Consider the following 13841-nt stretch of genomic DNA (forward strand, 5'->3'; position numbering starts at 1 on the left):
CGCTCCCCAACGCGGGGAGCGGCTGTGACGTCCGTCACGTCAGATCACGTTCGCCGCCCGCTGTCTCGTCCGGTGGTTGTGATCGAACGAAAGGACGAGGCAATGCACAAGATCGTGATCCTCGGGGCCGGCTACGCGGGCTTGATGGCGCTGACCAGCGTGGTCGGCCGGACGAAGAAGCGCGACGACGTCCACGTGACCCTGGTCAACCCGAGCGAGCGGTTCACCGAGCGGCTGCGCCTGCACCAGGTCGCCGCGGGCCGCCCGGTCGCCGACTTCCGGCTCCCCGACATGCTGGAGGGCACCGGCGTCGAGCTGGTGCGGGGCTGGGTCACCGGCATCGACGCCACCGCCCGCACCGTGCGCGTCGACGACGAGCACGTGCTCACCTACGACACGCTGGTCTACGCACTCGGGTCGGTGGCCGACACGGCCGTCCCCGGGGCCGACGAGCACGCCTACACCCTGGACAACGCGCAGAACGCTGCCCTGCTCGCGCAGCGCCTGACCGACCCGGACACGAAGACCGTCGCGGTGTGCGGCAGCGGGCTGACCGGCGTCGAGGTGGCGGCGGAGATCGCCGAGGCGCACCCGGGACTGACCGTCGAGCTGCTCGGCCGGGGCGAACCTGGGGCCGACTTCGGGCCCAAGGCCAAGGCCCACCTGGATGCCACGCTCGACCGGCTCGGCGTCCGGGTGCGCGCCGGCGTCGAGATCACGAAGGTGCTGCCCGACTCCGTGGCGCTGGCGGGCGGCGGGTCCGTCCCGGCCGACGTTGTGGTCTGGACCAGCGGCGTCCACGTCTCACCGTTGCCCGCCGCGGCGGGGCTGGAAGTGGACGAGCGCGGCCGCGTGATCACCGACGCCGCGCTGCGGTCGGTGTCGCACCCGGAGATCTACGTGGTCGGCGACGCGGCCGCGGTCCGGCAGACCTGGGGCGAGCTGCACGGCACGTGCCAGAGCGGCATGCCGACCGGCGCGCACGCGGGCATGTCGATCGCGCGCCAGCTGGATGGCAAGGAGCCCAAGCCATTCCGGTTCGGCTACATCCACATCCCGGTGAGCCTCGGCCGTGGCGACGCGGTCGTCCAGTTCACCAAGCCGGACGGCACGCCGCGGCGCTGGTCGCTGCGCGGCAAGCGCGCGGTCTGGTACAAGGAGACGGTGAGTTCCGCGCCCTGGCCGACCTGCGGCCGCATGATGCGCCACCCGGCCACCGCGTCGGTGTGGCCGCACGGCGGGCGGCGCAACCGGTGACCGAGCTCGACCCGGTCTTCGCCGACCACCGCAACCTGTTGTTCTCGGTGGCCTACCGGATCCTCGGGTCCGCCGCCGACGCCGAGGACGCCGTGCAGGAGACGTGGGTGAAGTGGTCGGCGGCCGACCGGTCGGAGGTCGCCGACCCCAAGGCATACCTGGTGCGCATCGTGTCCAATGTGGCCATGGACCGGCTGCGGTCCGCGCAGGTCCGGCGCGAGACCTATGTCGGACCATGGCTGCCCGAGCCGATCCTGACCACGGCCGACACGGACAGTGCCCCCGCCGACGACGTCTCCCTGGCCCTGTTGGTGGTGCTGGAGACGTTGAGCCCGCTCGAACGCGCGGTGTTCGTGCTGAAGGAAGCGTTTGCCTTCACCTACGGCGAGATCGCCGACGCGGTCGGGCGCACGGAGGATGCCGTGCGCCAGGCCGCGCACCGCGCCCGCGAGCACGTCTCCGCGCGGCGGCCGCGGTTCCTGGCCGACCGGCGCAGGCAACGCGAGGTCACCGAGCGGTTCTTCGCGGCCACCTCCGGCGGCGACATCAACACGTTGATGCAGCTGCTCGCCCCGGACGTGACACTGTGGACGGACGGCGGCGGCAAGGTCCGCCAGGCCCACCGCCCGATCTTCGGCGCGGAGCGGGTCGCCAAGTGGTTCGCCGGCGTCGGGACCCGGGCCTACGAAGGTGTCCTGCCCTCGGAGATGACCGCCGAGGTGGTGGAGCTCAACGGGGTTCCCGGCGTCGTGTTCCGCGGCGCGGGCCGGACGATCGCGACCCTGTCGTTCGACCTCGACGAGGACGGCCGCATCATCGGCATCCACAACGTCGCCAACCCGGACAAACTGGCCGCGGTCGCCGCCGGGATCGTGCACCCCCTGCACTGACCCGACGACCGGCCGTGTCGGACGGGACCGCGGATGGGCCATGGTGGGAGTCATGGCGAAGACACGAGTCGTCCTGGTCGCTGCCGCCGCGCTCGCCCTGGGCTTCGGGGTGCCCGCCATGGCGGCCCCGCACGACAGCGCGGCCTGGCCCGGCGGTGCCGACGTGCACAACGCCGACAAGAAGGACGCCTTCGGCAAGAACCTCAGCGGCCTGACCTACGAGAACGACGGTGTCGTGTGGGCCGTGCAGAACAGCCCCGGCACGCTCTACCGCCTCACGCCCGACGGCGACGACTGGACGCCGGACGCCGGCCGGGCGTTGCACTACCCGGACGGCAGCGGCGACCCCGACGGGGAAGGCGTCGTCGCCACGCCGGACGGCCTCTTCGTGTCCACCGAGCGGGACAACGCCGACGGCGACCACAGCAAGCAGCAGATCCTGCGGTTCGACCCGTCGTCCCCTGCCGGTGACGTGTCCGCGACCGGCGCGTGGGACCTCACCGCCGACCTGCCCACCTCGGACCCGAACGAGGGCATCGAGGCCATTTCCTGGGTGCCGGACAGCTACCTCACCGCGCACGGCCTGCGCGACGAGCACACCGGTGCCGCATACGACCCGGCCGCGTATCCCGGCCACGGCACGGGTTTGTACGTCGTCGGCCTCGAATCCACCGGCGGCGTCTACGTCTACGCCCTCGACCTGGGCGGTGCCGGTGCCACACGGATCACGTCCGCAGACACCGGCCTCCCCGCCGTGATGGACCTCGAGTTCGAGCCGTCGACCGGTCACCTGTGGGCGGTCTGCGACGACACGTGCGACGGCCACAGCGTGACCCTCGACATCGACGGCAGCGGTGCGTTCGCCGTCGCCGCCGAGTACGACCGGCCCGACGACATGGACAACCTCAACAACGAGGGCTTCGCCATCGCGCCCGCGTGCGGCGCCGACGGCAAACAGGTCCTGTGGTCCGACGACGACAACGACGACGGACACGCACTGCGAGCCGGCACGCTGCCCTGCACGTAACCCTGAATGTCCCATTCGGGACGCCCACTGCCCCGAATGGGACATTCAGGGCAGTGGTCAGAAGTCCTCGTCGAACGCCACCGTCCCGGTCACCGCGACCTGGTACGCCGAGACTCGCCGTTCGAAGAAGTTCGACAGCTCCTGCACGTCCTGCAGTTCCATGAACGCGAACGGGTTGGCGGTGCCGTACTCGGGGGACAGCCCGAGCACGGCGAGCCGTCGGTCGGCGACGTGCTCCAGGTACGCCCGCATGTCGGCGACGGTCATCCCGGCCACCCCGCCACCCAGCAGGTCCTCGGCGAAGCGGGCCTCGGCGTCGACGGCCTCGCGCAGCATCCGGCGGACCTGGTCGTGCAGCTCGTCGTCGAACAGGTCCGGCTCCTCGGCCCGCACGGTGTCGACGACGTCGAACGCGAACGCCATGTGCATGGACTCGTCGCGGAACACCCAGTTCGTGCCGGAGGCCAGGCCGTTGAGCAAGCCGCGCGAGCGCAGGAAGTACACGTAGGCGAAGGCGCCGTAGAAGAACAGGCCCTCGATGCACGCGGCGAAGCAGATCAGGTTGAGCAGGAACGCTTTCCGGTCCGCCTTGGTGTCCAAACGCGACAGACTCTCGATGGAGTCGATCCACCGGTAGCAGAACTCGGCCTTGTCCCGGATGGACGGGATGTTCTCCACCGCCGCGAACGCGGCCACGCGCTCGTTCTCGTCGGGCAGGTAGGTGTCGAGCAGCGTCAGGTAGAACTGGACGTGCACGGCCTCCTCGAACAGTTGCCGCGACAGGTAGAGCCGGGCCTCGGGTGCGTTCACGTGCTCGTAGAGGTTGAGCACCAGGTTGTTCGCGACGATCGTGTCGCCGGTGGCGAAGAACGCGACCAGCCGGTTGACCAGGTGCCGTTCGGCGGGCGTCAGCTTGGCCAGGTCGGCGAGGTCGGTGTGCAGGTCGACCTCCTCGACGGTCCAGGTGTTCTTGATGGCGTCGCGGAAGCGGTCGTAGAAGTGCGGGTAGCGCATCGGCCGCAGGGTGAGGCTCATGCCTGGGTCGAGCAGATTGGGGGTGGTCACTGGCATGCCTCGCAGTTCTCGGGGTTCTCCAGGTCGCAGACCGGTCCACTGCGGACGGTCGGGACGGTCGGGATGGTCGCCTGCTGGATCCGGGTCGCCGGGCGCGATCGCAGGTAGTACGTGGTCTTCAGGCCGGACTGCCAGGCGTAGCGGTACATCGACGACAGCTTGCCGATGGTGGGTGCCGCCACGAACAGGTTCAGCGACTGGCTCTGGTCGATGTAGGGCCCACGGGCGGCGGCCAGGTCGATCAGTGCCCGCTGCGGTAGTTCCCACGCCGTGCGGAACAGCCGCCTGGTTTCCTCGGGCAGACCGGGAATCCCTTGCACGGAGCCGTCGTCGCGCTTGAGCTGCGCCCGGACCTCCGGGGTCCAGCGGCCGAGCCGCTTGAGCTCCGCGACCAGGTACGGGTTCACTTGCAGGAACTCGCCGGAGAGCGTCTCGCGTTTGAACACAGTGGACACCTGTGGCTCGATGCACTCGTAGCAGCCGGCGATCGACGCGATGGTCGCGGTCGGCGCGATCGCGATGAGCAGCGAGTTGCGCAGGCCGTGGGTGCCGATCCGGTCGCGCAGCCGGTCCCAGCGCTGCGTCTGCGTCGGTGTGACGCCCCACAGGTCCGGCTGCAGTTCGCCGCGCGCCGCCCGCGTCTGCGGGAACGCCGGGTGCGGTCCGGCTTCCTTGGCCAGGTCCACCGACGTCTCCAGCGCCGTCAGGTAGACCTCTTCGGCGATGCGGGTGGAGAGCTCCTTCGCCTCGGGCGCGTCGAACGGCAGGCGCAGCTTGAAGAACACGTCCTGCAGGCCCATCACGCCCAGGCCGACCGGCCGCCAGCGCGGGTTGCTGCGCGCGGCTTCCTCGGTGGGGTAGTAGTTGATGTCGATCACGCGGTCGAGAAACGTCACCGCCGTGCGGACGGTGTCGCGCAGCTTCGCCCAATCCATTGCCTCGCCAAGGACGTGCGCGCCCAGGTTCACCGAGCCCAGGTTGCACACCGCGGTCTCGGCATCGCTGGTGACCTCCAGGATCTCGGTGCACAGGTTGGACAGGTGCACGACGTTGCCCGGTTCCGCGGTCTGGTTGCAGGTGCGATTGGCCGCGTCCTTGAACGTCATCCAGCCGTTGCCGGTCTGGGCGAGCGTGCGCACCATCTTGCTGAACAGGTCACGCGCCTTGACCGTGCGCACGGCGCGCCCGGCCTGCTCGGCGGCGCGGTAGACGGCGTCGAACTCCTCGCCCCACAGGTCGGGCAGCTCCGGGACTTCGTCGGGGTCGAACAGCGACCAGTCGGCGTCGGCCTCGACCCGGCGCATGAACTCGTCGGGGATCCAGTTGGCCAGGTTCAGGTTGTGCGTGCGGCGGGCGTCCTCGCCGGTGTTGTCGCGCAGTTCGAGGAACTCCTCGACATCCGGGTGCCACGGCTCCAGGTAGACGCACGCCGCGCCCTTGCGCCGGCCGCCCTGGTTGACCGCGGCCACGGAGGCGTCCAGCGTGCGCAGCCACGGCACGATGCCGTTGGAGTGGCCGTTGGTGCCGCGGATCAACGCGCCGCGCGAGCGCACGCGTGACCACTGGATGCCGATGCCACCCGCGAACTTCGACAGGCGCGCGACCTGGCCGTAGCGCTCGTAGATCGACTCCAGCTCGTCGCGGGGCGAGTCGATCAGGTAGCAGGAGGACATCTGAGTGTGCCGGGTGCCGGAGTTGAACAGCGTCGGCGAGCTCGGCAGGTAGGCCAGCGAGGACAGCAGCCGGTAGAAGCCGATCGCCTCGTCGACCGTCCTGGACAGTCCACATGCGACACGAAGCAGCCAGTGCTGCGGCCGTTCGATCACCGTGCGGTGGTGCGGGTGGCGCAACAGGTAGCGGTCGTGCACGGTGCGCAGCCCGAAGTACTCGAACCGCGTGTCGGCGTCGTGGTCGACGGCCGCGTCGAGTGCTTCGGCGTTGGCCTGCACGAACGACGCCGTCTCGTCGCCGATCAGCCCTTCCTCATGGCCCAGACCAATGCTCTCGCTGAAGGCCCGCACGCCGTTGCCGCGGACCTCTTCGGCCAGGTAGGCGGCCAGCATCCGGGCGGCGAGGCGCGAGTACTCGGGCTCCTCGGCGACCAGTTCGGCCGCGGTCTGGATGGCCAGCCGGTCCAGCTCGCCGGTCGTGGCGCCGTCGTAGAGCCCGCTGATGGTCTTGGTGGCGACGCGCATCGGATCCACAGTGGACAGGCCGGTGGTACACCGCCGTACGGCGTCGACGATCTTGGCCAGGTCGACGGGCTCGGTGCTCCCGTCGCGTTTGCGCACGCACATGACTGTGCTTGTCGTGCTGGTCACTGCTCTCTCCTCGCGAGCTCGACTCTCGGTGTCGAGGCGCGGGAGGGCACGGGCGCGGCTGCGCCCGGCTCCGGCCCTCCCTCGGGGCCTGGACACCACCTGCCCGCGGCGCGGGCAGGCGAGCGGGCAGGTCTTCGGACTCGCGGGCATCCACCTGGGTCGGTGGACCTACTGGCCGTCGCTTCCCGGACTCACGTCCAGTGCTTCCTGACGGCGGTCGTTCCCGCTCACCGCTGCGGGGCAGTCCCGGATTCGCACCGGGTTCCCTCTTGCGACGGCTGCCCTGGGTGGACAGCCGAACCAGCTCTGCGAGGCACAATACATGGACCAAGATCGGTCATACATGCACACATGTTGTGGTCGAAGTCGCGCGGCGTGTCGCGTCGCCGAGCCGTCAGTCCGTCCGGGTGATCCACACCCCGAAAGCCATACACCTGCGTTACCGCGTGGTGTGATGAGGCGCGACGGGGGGAGCTGTCATGGAAATACGCCGGTTCGACGCACGGTCGGCCACGGACGACGAGTTGCGCCAACTGCACCGGATCACGGTGGCCAACCAGGCCATCACCCGGCCGAACGAGCCTGCACCGACCTTCGACCAGTACGTCGGCCGGCTGTTGCACCCCGTGCCGGGCTTCGGGAAACCGACCCGCTGGGTGGCGGTGGCGGACGACCGGATCGTCGCCTGGACCACGATGTTCTCGCCCGAGGCGGAAAATCCGCACCTCACCATCGTCGAGCAGCTGGTCGTCGAGTCGTCGGCGCGCCGGCGCGGCATCGGCACCCAGTTGCTGCGGACCTTCCTGCCGGAGCTGATCGCCGAAGGACGCACGACGATCGAGTTCTGGGCCGTCACCGCGGGCGGTTCGGGCGAGAGCTGGGCCCACCACCACGGTTTCCGCGCCACGCACGCGGTGCAGGTCCAGGAACTGGGGACACGGCAGGTCGATCCGGCGAGGTGGGAGGTCGAACCGCCGCCTGGCTACCGGCTGGTGTCCTGGCGCGGACGCTGCCCGGACGACCTCGTCGAGTCGTTCGCCGTGGCCCGCACCGCGATCAAGGACGCGCCGTTGGGCGCATCCGAGTTCCACTTCGCGGAGTGGACCGTGGCGCGGGTCCGCGCGGCCGAAGCGGAACTCGCCGAGGCCGGGATCGAGAACCGGGTCTGCGTCGCCGTGGCGCACGGCACCGTGGTCGCGCTGACCATGGTCGAGCTGCACCCGCACCGGCGCGATTGGGCCTACCAGAACGACACCGCGGTGCTCGCCGAGCACCGCGGGCACGGCCTCGGCCGGTGCATCAAGGCCGCGATGACCCGCTCGCTGGTCGCCGAGTTACCGGAGCTGCGCTCCGTGCGGACCCAGACCTCGACGTCGAACGTGCACATGATCGCCACCAACCACGCCCTCGGCTACACCGATGTGCGCATCCAGATCGTGCTCACCCACGACGTGCGCGCCCTGGCACGGACGCTCGGTGGTCAGCGGGCGTAGCGCTCGGCCATCGCATGGAAGACCGCCTTGGGTTCCCAGTTCGTGTCGTCGAGCATGCGGACCACGCCGTAGGACCGCAGGTCGTCCGCGCCGACGGCGTTGAACGAGGCGAAGGTGAACCACAGCGCGGTGTCCACGCCTTCGGCGTCGAAGACGTCCAGCAACTCGGTCAGGTAACGCACCTGCTCGTGCTCGTCGGGAACCGCGCCCTCCGGTGGCTGCCAGGCCATGCCGCCGAGTTCACCCGCGCCGCGGTAGGCGCACGTGCCGAACTCGGTGATGGCGACCGGCTTGCCGTGCTGCGTGAGCGCCCGGATCTCTTCCGGGTACTTCTCGGCGTTGTACGACGCCCGGTACCCGTCGGACCCGACGTAGTCGAACGGCGTCCAGTCGATGTACTCCCACGGCCCGGCCGCGTACGTGAGCTTGCCGTCGAACGACGCCCGCACGGTCGCCGCGACTTGGGCGAGGAAACCGTTGAGGCGACCGAGGATCTCGCCGAGGCCGGACCAGAAGGCCTCGTCCGCCGAACCCATGGCGGCGATCCGGTCCTGCCACGTCTCGCCGGGGACGAAACCCTTGCCGAACAAGCTCGCCTCGCATCCCGCGACGTAGACGACCTCGGCGCCGGTCTCCCGCAGCCGTTGCGCTCGACGTGCGCCGTCCGCGTGCACCGCAAGCGTTTCCTCGGGCGTGAGGTCGACCGGGAACGGCGCGTACCAGACCTCGAGCCCGAGCTCCGCCGCGCACCGGGCGGCCACGTCGATGCGATCGAGGTGGCCGCCTGAGACCCGCACGGACTGGCAGTGCAACCGCTCCATGATCGCCGTCAGGTCGGTCCGCACCGCCTCCTCGGTGAACACCTTGCGCGACAGGTCGGTACCGGGCAGGAACCCCGTGTCGTAGTTGATCCCCAGACTTCGCATGCCCCATGTATACGGCAATTGCGGCGACAAACCCCAGTCGCTTTGGGACCCTGGCCGCGTGCAAGAAGTCAAACGTGAGTCCGTCGCCTGGGCGGCGCGGACACTGGCCTGGATCGAAGGCCACCTCTACGACGTGGTGTCCGGGTGGACACCCATTCCCTTGGCAGACCCGGGGAAACCCGCCAGGATCGGCCATTTCGGTGACCAGTTCGACTCGGTGTCCGTTGCGCCCGAAGGTGACCTCGTCGCCCTGGTGGCCGGGCCCGGTACCAAGGGGCTGCTGCTCGACCCGCTCGGGTTCGTCGAGCGCGAGGTCAACCGCAGCTACTACCAAGCCGAGGCCTACCGCTATCCCTTGGCGTTGTTCACGTTGCCGGACGGGCAGACCGGCGTCGTGCACTGCCCGCACGACTACAACCGGCTGGAGATCGAGGTCGCGGCCACCGGGGAGTGCCTCACCGTCGCCGAGCGCGAGCCCGACGACTTCTTCCACTCCCGGCTCGCGGTCTCGTCCAGCGGCCGCTACCTGCTCTCGGCCGGCTGGATCTGGCAGCCGTTCGACTGCCTCGCCGTGTACGACCTGCACCGCGCGCTCGACGAGCCGGGCACCCTGGACGACACCAGCGGCGGCGTGGTCGACCTCGAACGGTTCCACAGCGCCGACATCAGCGGTGCCTGCTTCGTCGGCGACGACCTCGTGGTGAGCAGCGCGGACGAGCCGAGCGACCCCGGGGAGCCCGGAAACCTCGGCAAGGGCTCGCTTGCCCGCTATTCGATGGAAGAACGCCGCTTCACCTGGCAGGTGCGGCTGCCCGAACCGGCGGGCGACCTGATCCCGTTGGGGGAGCACGTCCTCGCGGTCCACAAGCACCCGCGCCTCTACGACGCGGCCAACGGCGACCTGCTCGCCGAGTGGCCTGACCTGCCCACGGGCGACGCGATCACCTCGATCGTGTGGGCCGAGACGTTTGCCGGACCGGCTCGCGTCGCTGTCGACGGCACCCGCTTCGCCCACACCGACGGCGAGCGGGTGACCGTCGTCGACCTTCAGGCCTGACGGGTCGGCAGCAGGTGTACCTGCGCGAAGTTCACGTGCGCGGGACGGCTCACGGCGAACTCGATGAACTCCGCGACGTCGTCGGCGCCGAGCGCCGGGATCTGGGCGAACATGCCGTCCACCAGCGCGCGCCCGTCCGGGTCGTCCACGTGCTCGCGCAGCTCCGTCTCGGTCAGACCCGGCTCGATGTTGGTGATGCGGACGCCCTTCGGGCCGAGTTCGGTCCGCACCGACTCCGACAGCATGGTCACCGCCGCCTTCGACGCGCTGTACACCGAGTAGCCCGGGAACGCGACGTGCGCACCGAGCGACGAGATGTTCACCAGGTCCGCGGGGCCGCCCGCGGTCGCGGTGTCGATCAGCGACGGGACGAACGCGCGCACGACCCGCAGCACGCCCAGCACGTTGGTGTCGATCATGCGTTGCCACGTGTCGAACCGGACTTGCTCGACGGGGGAGGGCAGCATGACGCCCGCGTTGTTCACCACGAGGTCGACCGGGCCGAGCGTGGCGGCGATCCGGGCGGCGGCCTCGTCCACCGCTTCGGTGTCGGTGACGTCCACGGGCACGGCCAGGGCCTGGTTGCCCAGCTCGGCGGCGAGGGCGTCGAGGCGCTCGGCGCGCCGGGCCAGCAGTGCGACCTTCGCGCCCGCGACGGCCAGGCGGCGGGCGGTGCCTGCGCCGATGCCGCTGGCGGCCCCGGTGACGACGGCGACGCGATCGGCAAGCTTGGTGGTCATGTTTCCTTGGCTCCTTCGGGTTGGCTGGCACCCACCCTGCTGGCCGCCGCCGAGCCGAGGCAGATCCCGTTCACCCTGTGGTCCGGCCGGCCTGGGTCTGCCAGAACCACCTTTCGGATACTGGGGGCATGAGCACCCGCGCCGACCTCACCGAGTTCCTGCGCACCCGGCGTGCCCGGATGCGGCCCGAGGACGTGGGCCTGCCGCCCTTCGGCGGGCGGCGGCGGGTCCCGGGGCTGCGGCGCGAGGAGCTGGCGCAGCTCGCGGGTGTCAGCGTCGACTACTACGTGCGCCTGGAGCAGGGCCGCACGAACAACGTCTCCCGCGAGGTGCTCGACGCGGTGGCGCGGGCGTTGCGCCTCGACCCGACCGAGCGCGAGCACCTGCACCGGCTGGCCCACCCGCAGCGCACGCCGGTTCGTCCGCAGCAGGTGCGTCCCGCTGTCCAGCACCTGCTCGACGCGCTGGACCGGGTGCCCGCGTTCGTGCTGGGCCGCAACATGACCGTGCTCGCGTGGAACGAGCCGGCACGCCTCGTGGTCGCCGACTTCGCCGTCCTGCCGGCGAAAGAACGCAACATGGCCCGCCAGGCGTTCCTGGCGCCGCAGGCCCGCGAACTCTACGTCGACTGGCCTCAGGTGGCCCGCGAAACCGTCGCCTACCTGCGGATGAGCAGCGGGCAACGGCCGGACGACGCGGAGCTCGCCGAACTGGTGGCCGACCTGTCCGCGGGCAGTGAGGAGTTCCGTCGCCTCTGGGCCAGCCACGACGTCAAGGACAAGGCCCACGGCACGAAGCGGCTGCGCCACCCGCTGGTCGGCGAGTTCACCGTGGAGTACGAGACGCTCCCGCTGCCCGGCGACCCGGACCAGGTGATCGTCACCTACACGGCCCCACCCGGTTCGGCCGCGGCCGAAGCCCTGCACCGGCTCGCGGAAATCCGGTCGATTCGACAGGCTAACGCGTAAGTAGTAGCTTACGCGTCATGCCGACCGCTACCGCTGACCCGTGGCAGGCCCTGGCCGACCCCACCCGGCGCCAGGTGTTCGCCCGGGTCGCGGGCGGCCCGTGCTCGGTCACGGAGATCGCCAGGGAGCTGCCGGTCAGCAGGCCCGCGGTGTCCCAGCACCTGCGGGTGCTGCTGGACGCGCGCCTGGTCGAGGTCCACCAGCAAGGCCGGCAGCGCGTCTACGAGATGCGGCCGGGCGGTCTCGACCAGATGCGCCGGGAGCTCGACGTCTACTGGCGCAAGACCTTGACGAGGTTCAAAGACGTGGCCGAGCGGACCTACCGGCCGACCGCGACGACATCGGAAGGAACGCAGCCACGATGAGCACGACTTCACAGGACAAGACCGCGGTGCACCTCGACATCGTCGTCGCGGTCCCGGTCGAGCACGCCTTCCGCGTGTTCACCGAGAACTTCGACGAGATCAAGCCGCGTGAGCACAACCTGCTCTCGGTGCCGGTCGAGCGCACGGTGCTGGAGGCCCGGGTCGGCGGCACCGCCTACGACATCGGCACCGACGGCAGCCGGTGCACGTGGGGGCGGGTCCTGGCCTGCGAGCCGCCGAACCGGCTGGTCTTCAGCTGGGACATCAGCCCGCGCTGGCAGATCGAGACCGACCCGGCCCGCACCAGCGAGGTCGAGGTGACCTTCACCGCCGAGGCGCCGGAGCGCACCAGGGTGGTCCTCGAACACCGCCACCTCGACCGGCACGGCGACGGCTGGCAGGGCTTCCTCACCCTCGAGACCGGTGCCGGGTGGCCGCTCTACCTGCAGCGCTACAGCGCCGCCGTCGATCGGCACGGCGCATGACCGAGCACGCCTCGGCCCGGCACGTTTCGGCCCTGCGTTCGGCTCTGACGACGGAGGCCGGCCGAACCGGTGCGTCGCTGCGCGCCGCCGTGTCGGCCCGGGCCGCAGGCGGACCCGCCATCGCCGAGCCGTACGACGCCCTCGCCCGGCAGATCGGCGAAGCGTCGTATGCGGTCACCGACGCCCAGGTTGAGGCCGTGCGGCAGGTGACGGGCAGCGACAAGGCGGCGTTCGAGGTCGTCATGGCGGCGTGCGTCGGGGCGGGGCTTAGCCGGTGGGACGCCGCCGTGCGGGCCATCGAGGAGGCGACCGATGCGGCTGACTGAGGTCGAACGTGGTGACAGCTTCCGCAGCCGCGCGCTGATCCGCGTCATCTCGTTGGCGTTGGGCATGCGCCTGCCCGACGCCGCGCGGGTTGCCTTCTACCACAAGGATTTCGTCAGTCCGGCGCTCGGCGCGTGGACCCAGGAGGTCATGCGCGGTCCGAGCGAGTGGTCGGTGGGCGAACGCGAACTGATGGGCGCGATGGTCGCCAAGTGGAACTCGTGCCCGTTCTGCGTCGGCGCCCACCGGGCGATCGCCGTTCGCGGGGTGGACCCGGCGGTGGCGGATGCCTGCCTCGAGGACCACCGGACGGCGCCGATCGCCGAGCCGTTGCGCGCGACCCTGTCGGTGCTGGAAACGATGACCCTGCACCCCGACCGCCTGCACGGCGCCGACATGAAGGAAGCCATGGCGGCCGGCGCCACCCGCGCGCAACTGAAGGACGCGGCCGCGGTGGGCGCGCTGTTCAACATCATCACGCGTTACGCCAACGCCCTCGACTTCGCCATCCCCACGGACCCGGAATTCGACAAGGCGGCCGTGATGATGCTCAAACGCGGCTACGCCTGAGGGTTGCCGACAGGCGCGTCCCTTCTACCCGCGGTTCGCGCCGATGGCGACGCCGACGATCGTGCACGGCTCGGTGCCGTGGTTGCGCCAGGCGTGCCGGGTGCCGTTCTGGACCACGACGTCACCGGCCGCCAGCACGGTCTGCTCGCCGTCGTCGAGTTCGAGGGTGACCTCGCCCGAGACGACCAGGACGTAGTCGAGGCTGTCGGTCCTGTGCATCCCCGGCGCGCCGGGTTCCATCGCGGCCATCGCGCCGGCATCTGCCGCTCCAGTTCGGCCACGGCGGCGGCCTGGTCGAGGCCGGGCGGCGGGACCAGGTCGCCGGGGGCGATCACGTTGATCAT

General features: G+C 70.5%; 15 protein-coding genes and 1 riboswitch. Of the genes, 10 read left to right on the top strand and 5 right to left on the bottom strand.

Features of this window, described 5'->3' with window-relative positions; translation table 11 throughout:
- Nucleotides 1-102: 102 nt before the first annotated feature.
- Genes EV186_RS40295 through EV186_RS32960 form a run of 3 tightly spaced genes read left to right on the top strand, consistent with a single transcriptional unit; the run spans nucleotide 103 to nucleotide 3174 of the window.
- Nucleotides 103-1257: an NAD(P)/FAD-dependent oxidoreductase gene (locus tag EV186_RS40295; protein WP_243754420.1), complete on the top strand. Its 1155-nt coding sequence runs from the start codon at nucleotides 103-105 to the stop codon at nucleotides 1255-1257.
- Nucleotides 1254-2147, top strand: a complete 894-nt coding sequence (locus EV186_RS40300; RefSeq protein ID WP_243754421.1) for an RNA polymerase sigma-70 factor — start codon at nucleotides 1254-1256, stop codon at nucleotides 2145-2147. Before EV186_RS40295 ends, EV186_RS40300 begins: the two co-directional genes overlap by 4 nt.
- Nucleotides 2148-2199: 52 nt before the next feature.
- Nucleotides 2200-3174, top strand: coding sequence for an esterase-like activity of phytase family protein (locus tag EV186_RS32960; protein WP_243754422.1), 975 nt, complete (start codon nucleotides 2200-2202; stop codon nucleotides 3172-3174).
- A gap of 57 nt (nucleotides 3175-3231) precedes the next feature.
- Here the strand turns inward: EV186_RS32960 and EV186_RS32965 are convergent, their stop codons facing one another.
- Both EV186_RS32965 and EV186_RS32970 read right to left on the bottom strand, forming a co-directional pair.
- A complete protein-coding gene (locus EV186_RS32965; RefSeq protein ID WP_208115905.1) occupies nucleotides 3232-4239 on the bottom strand; it encodes a ribonucleotide-diphosphate reductase subunit beta in 1008 nt (335 codons plus the stop codon).
- Nucleotides 4236-6569, bottom strand: a complete 2334-nt coding sequence (locus EV186_RS32970; protein WP_243754423.1) for a ribonucleoside-diphosphate reductase subunit alpha — start codon at nucleotides 6567-6569, stop codon at nucleotides 4236-4238. The genes EV186_RS32965 and EV186_RS32970 overlap by 4 nt, the downstream gene beginning before the upstream one ends.
- Nucleotides 6570-6677: 108 nt before the next feature.
- Nucleotides 6678-6889: riboswitch (cobalamin riboswitch) on the bottom strand.
- Between the two features lie 159 nt (nucleotides 6890-7048).
- On the opposite strand from EV186_RS32970, the gene EV186_RS32975 reads away from it, so the two are divergent.
- Nucleotides 7049-8062, top strand: a complete 1014-nt coding sequence (locus EV186_RS32975; RefSeq protein ID WP_133853432.1) for a GNAT family N-acetyltransferase — start codon at nucleotides 7049-7051, stop codon at nucleotides 8060-8062.
- Here the strand turns inward: EV186_RS32975 and EV186_RS32980 are convergent.
- Nucleotides 8050-8988 carry a hypothetical protein gene (locus tag EV186_RS32980; protein WP_133853433.1) on the bottom strand — a complete coding sequence of 313 codons (939 nt, stop codon included), beginning with the start codon at nucleotides 8986-8988 and terminating at the stop codon, nucleotides 8050-8052. The two genes, EV186_RS32975 and EV186_RS32980, sit on opposite strands and share 13 nt — an antisense overlap.
- Nucleotides 8989-9046: 58 nt before the next feature.
- Here EV186_RS32980 and EV186_RS32985 point away from each other — a divergent pair, with 58 nt between their 5' ends.
- The gene (locus EV186_RS32985; RefSeq protein ID WP_133853434.1) at nucleotides 9047-10045 is read left to right on the top strand and encodes a hypothetical protein; all 999 of its coding nucleotides are present in this window, start codon (nucleotides 9047-9049) and stop codon (nucleotides 10043-10045) included.
- On the opposite strand, the gene EV186_RS32990 is transcribed toward EV186_RS32985, so the two are convergent.
- Entirely contained in the window at nucleotides 10036-10785 is a 750-nt protein-coding gene (locus EV186_RS32990) for an SDR family oxidoreductase (RefSeq protein WP_133853435.1), read from the bottom strand. The two genes, EV186_RS32985 and EV186_RS32990, sit on opposite strands and share 10 nt — an antisense overlap.
- Nucleotides 10786-10913: 128 nt before the next feature.
- Here EV186_RS32990 and EV186_RS32995 point away from each other — a divergent pair, with 128 nt between their 5' ends.
- Genes EV186_RS32995 through EV186_RS33015 form a run of 5 tightly spaced genes read left to right on the top strand, consistent with a single transcriptional unit; the run spans nucleotide 10914 to nucleotide 13497 of the window.
- On the top strand, nucleotides 10914-11753 hold the full coding sequence (locus EV186_RS32995; RefSeq protein ID WP_133853436.1) for a helix-turn-helix transcriptional regulator: 840 nt from the start codon (nucleotides 10914-10916) through the stop codon (nucleotides 11751-11753).
- Nucleotides 11754-11770: 17 nt separating this feature from the next.
- The gene (locus tag EV186_RS33000; protein WP_133853437.1) at nucleotides 11771-12118 is read left to right on the top strand and encodes an ArsR/SmtB family transcription factor; all 348 of its coding nucleotides are present in this window, start codon (nucleotides 11771-11773) and stop codon (nucleotides 12116-12118) included.
- Nucleotides 12115-12603 (top strand): SRPBCC family protein, encoded by a 489-nt coding sequence (locus EV186_RS33005; protein WP_133853438.1) that lies wholly within the window; start codon nucleotides 12115-12117, stop codon nucleotides 12601-12603. Before EV186_RS33000 ends, EV186_RS33005 begins: the two co-directional genes overlap by 4 nt.
- Nucleotides 12600-12929 carry a hypothetical protein gene (locus EV186_RS33010; protein WP_133853439.1) on the top strand — a complete coding sequence of 110 codons (330 nt, stop codon included), beginning with the start codon at nucleotides 12600-12602 and terminating at the stop codon, nucleotides 12927-12929. The genes EV186_RS33005 and EV186_RS33010 overlap by 4 nt, the downstream gene beginning before the upstream one ends.
- The gene (locus EV186_RS33015) at nucleotides 12916-13497 is read left to right on the top strand and encodes a carboxymuconolactone decarboxylase family protein (protein WP_133853440.1); all 582 of its coding nucleotides are present in this window, start codon (nucleotides 12916-12918) and stop codon (nucleotides 13495-13497) included. The genes EV186_RS33010 and EV186_RS33015 overlap by 14 nt, the downstream gene beginning before the upstream one ends.
- A 24-nt stretch (nucleotides 13498-13521) precedes the next feature.
- Here EV186_RS33015 and EV186_RS40305 read toward each other — a convergent pair whose 3' ends face one another.
- Nucleotides 13522-13746 carry a cupin domain-containing protein gene (locus tag EV186_RS40305; protein ID WP_243754424.1) on the bottom strand — a complete coding sequence of 75 codons (225 nt, stop codon included), beginning with the start codon at nucleotides 13744-13746 and terminating at the stop codon, nucleotides 13522-13524.
- Between the last annotated feature and the right edge of the window lie 95 nt (nucleotides 13747-13841).

Origin of the sequence: Labedaea rhizosphaerae (assembly GCF_004362825.1) — a bacterium.
GTDB classification, from domain to species: Bacteria; Actinomycetota; Actinomycetes; order Mycobacteriales; family Pseudonocardiaceae; genus Labedaea; species Labedaea rhizosphaerae.

Excerpts from the sequence above, each read along its gene's own strand:
- EV186_RS32960 (WP_243754422.1), top strand. The coding sequence starts at position 2,200 with ATGGCGAAGACACGAGTCGTCCTGGTCGCTGCCGCCGCGCTCGCCCTG.
- EV186_RS32975 (WP_133853432.1), top strand. The coding sequence starts at position 7,049 with ATGGAAATACGCCGGTTCGACGCACGGTCGGCCACGGACGACGAGTTG.
- EV186_RS32995 (WP_133853436.1), top strand. The coding sequence starts at position 10,914 with ATGAGCACCCGCGCCGACCTCACCGAGTTCCTGCGCACCCGGCGTGCC.
- EV186_RS33005 (WP_133853438.1), top strand. The coding sequence starts at position 12,115 with ATGAGCACGACTTCACAGGACAAGACCGCGGTGCACCTCGACATCGTC.
- EV186_RS33000 (WP_133853437.1), top strand. The coding sequence starts at position 11,771 with ATGCCGACCGCTACCGCTGACCCGTGGCAGGCCCTGGCCGACCCCACC.
- EV186_RS40295 (WP_243754420.1), top strand. The coding sequence starts at position 103 with ATGCACAAGATCGTGATCCTCGGGGCCGGCTACGCGGGCTTGATGGCG.
- EV186_RS40305 (WP_243754424.1), bottom strand. The coding sequence starts at position 13,746 with ATGGCCGCGATGGAACCCGGCGCGCCGGGGATGCACAGGACCGACAGC.
- EV186_RS32980 (WP_133853433.1), bottom strand. The coding sequence starts at position 8,988 with ATGCGAAGTCTGGGGATCAACTACGACACGGGGTTCCTGCCCGGTACC.
- EV186_RS33010 (WP_133853439.1), top strand. The coding sequence starts at position 12,600 with ATGACCGAGCACGCCTCGGCCCGGCACGTTTCGGCCCTGCGTTCGGCT.
- EV186_RS32990 (WP_133853435.1), bottom strand. The coding sequence starts at position 10,785 with ATGACCACCAAGCTTGCCGATCGCGTCGCCGTCGTCACCGGGGCCGCC.
- EV186_RS33015 (WP_133853440.1), top strand. The coding sequence starts at position 12,916 with ATGCGGCTGACTGAGGTCGAACGTGGTGACAGCTTCCGCAGCCGCGCG.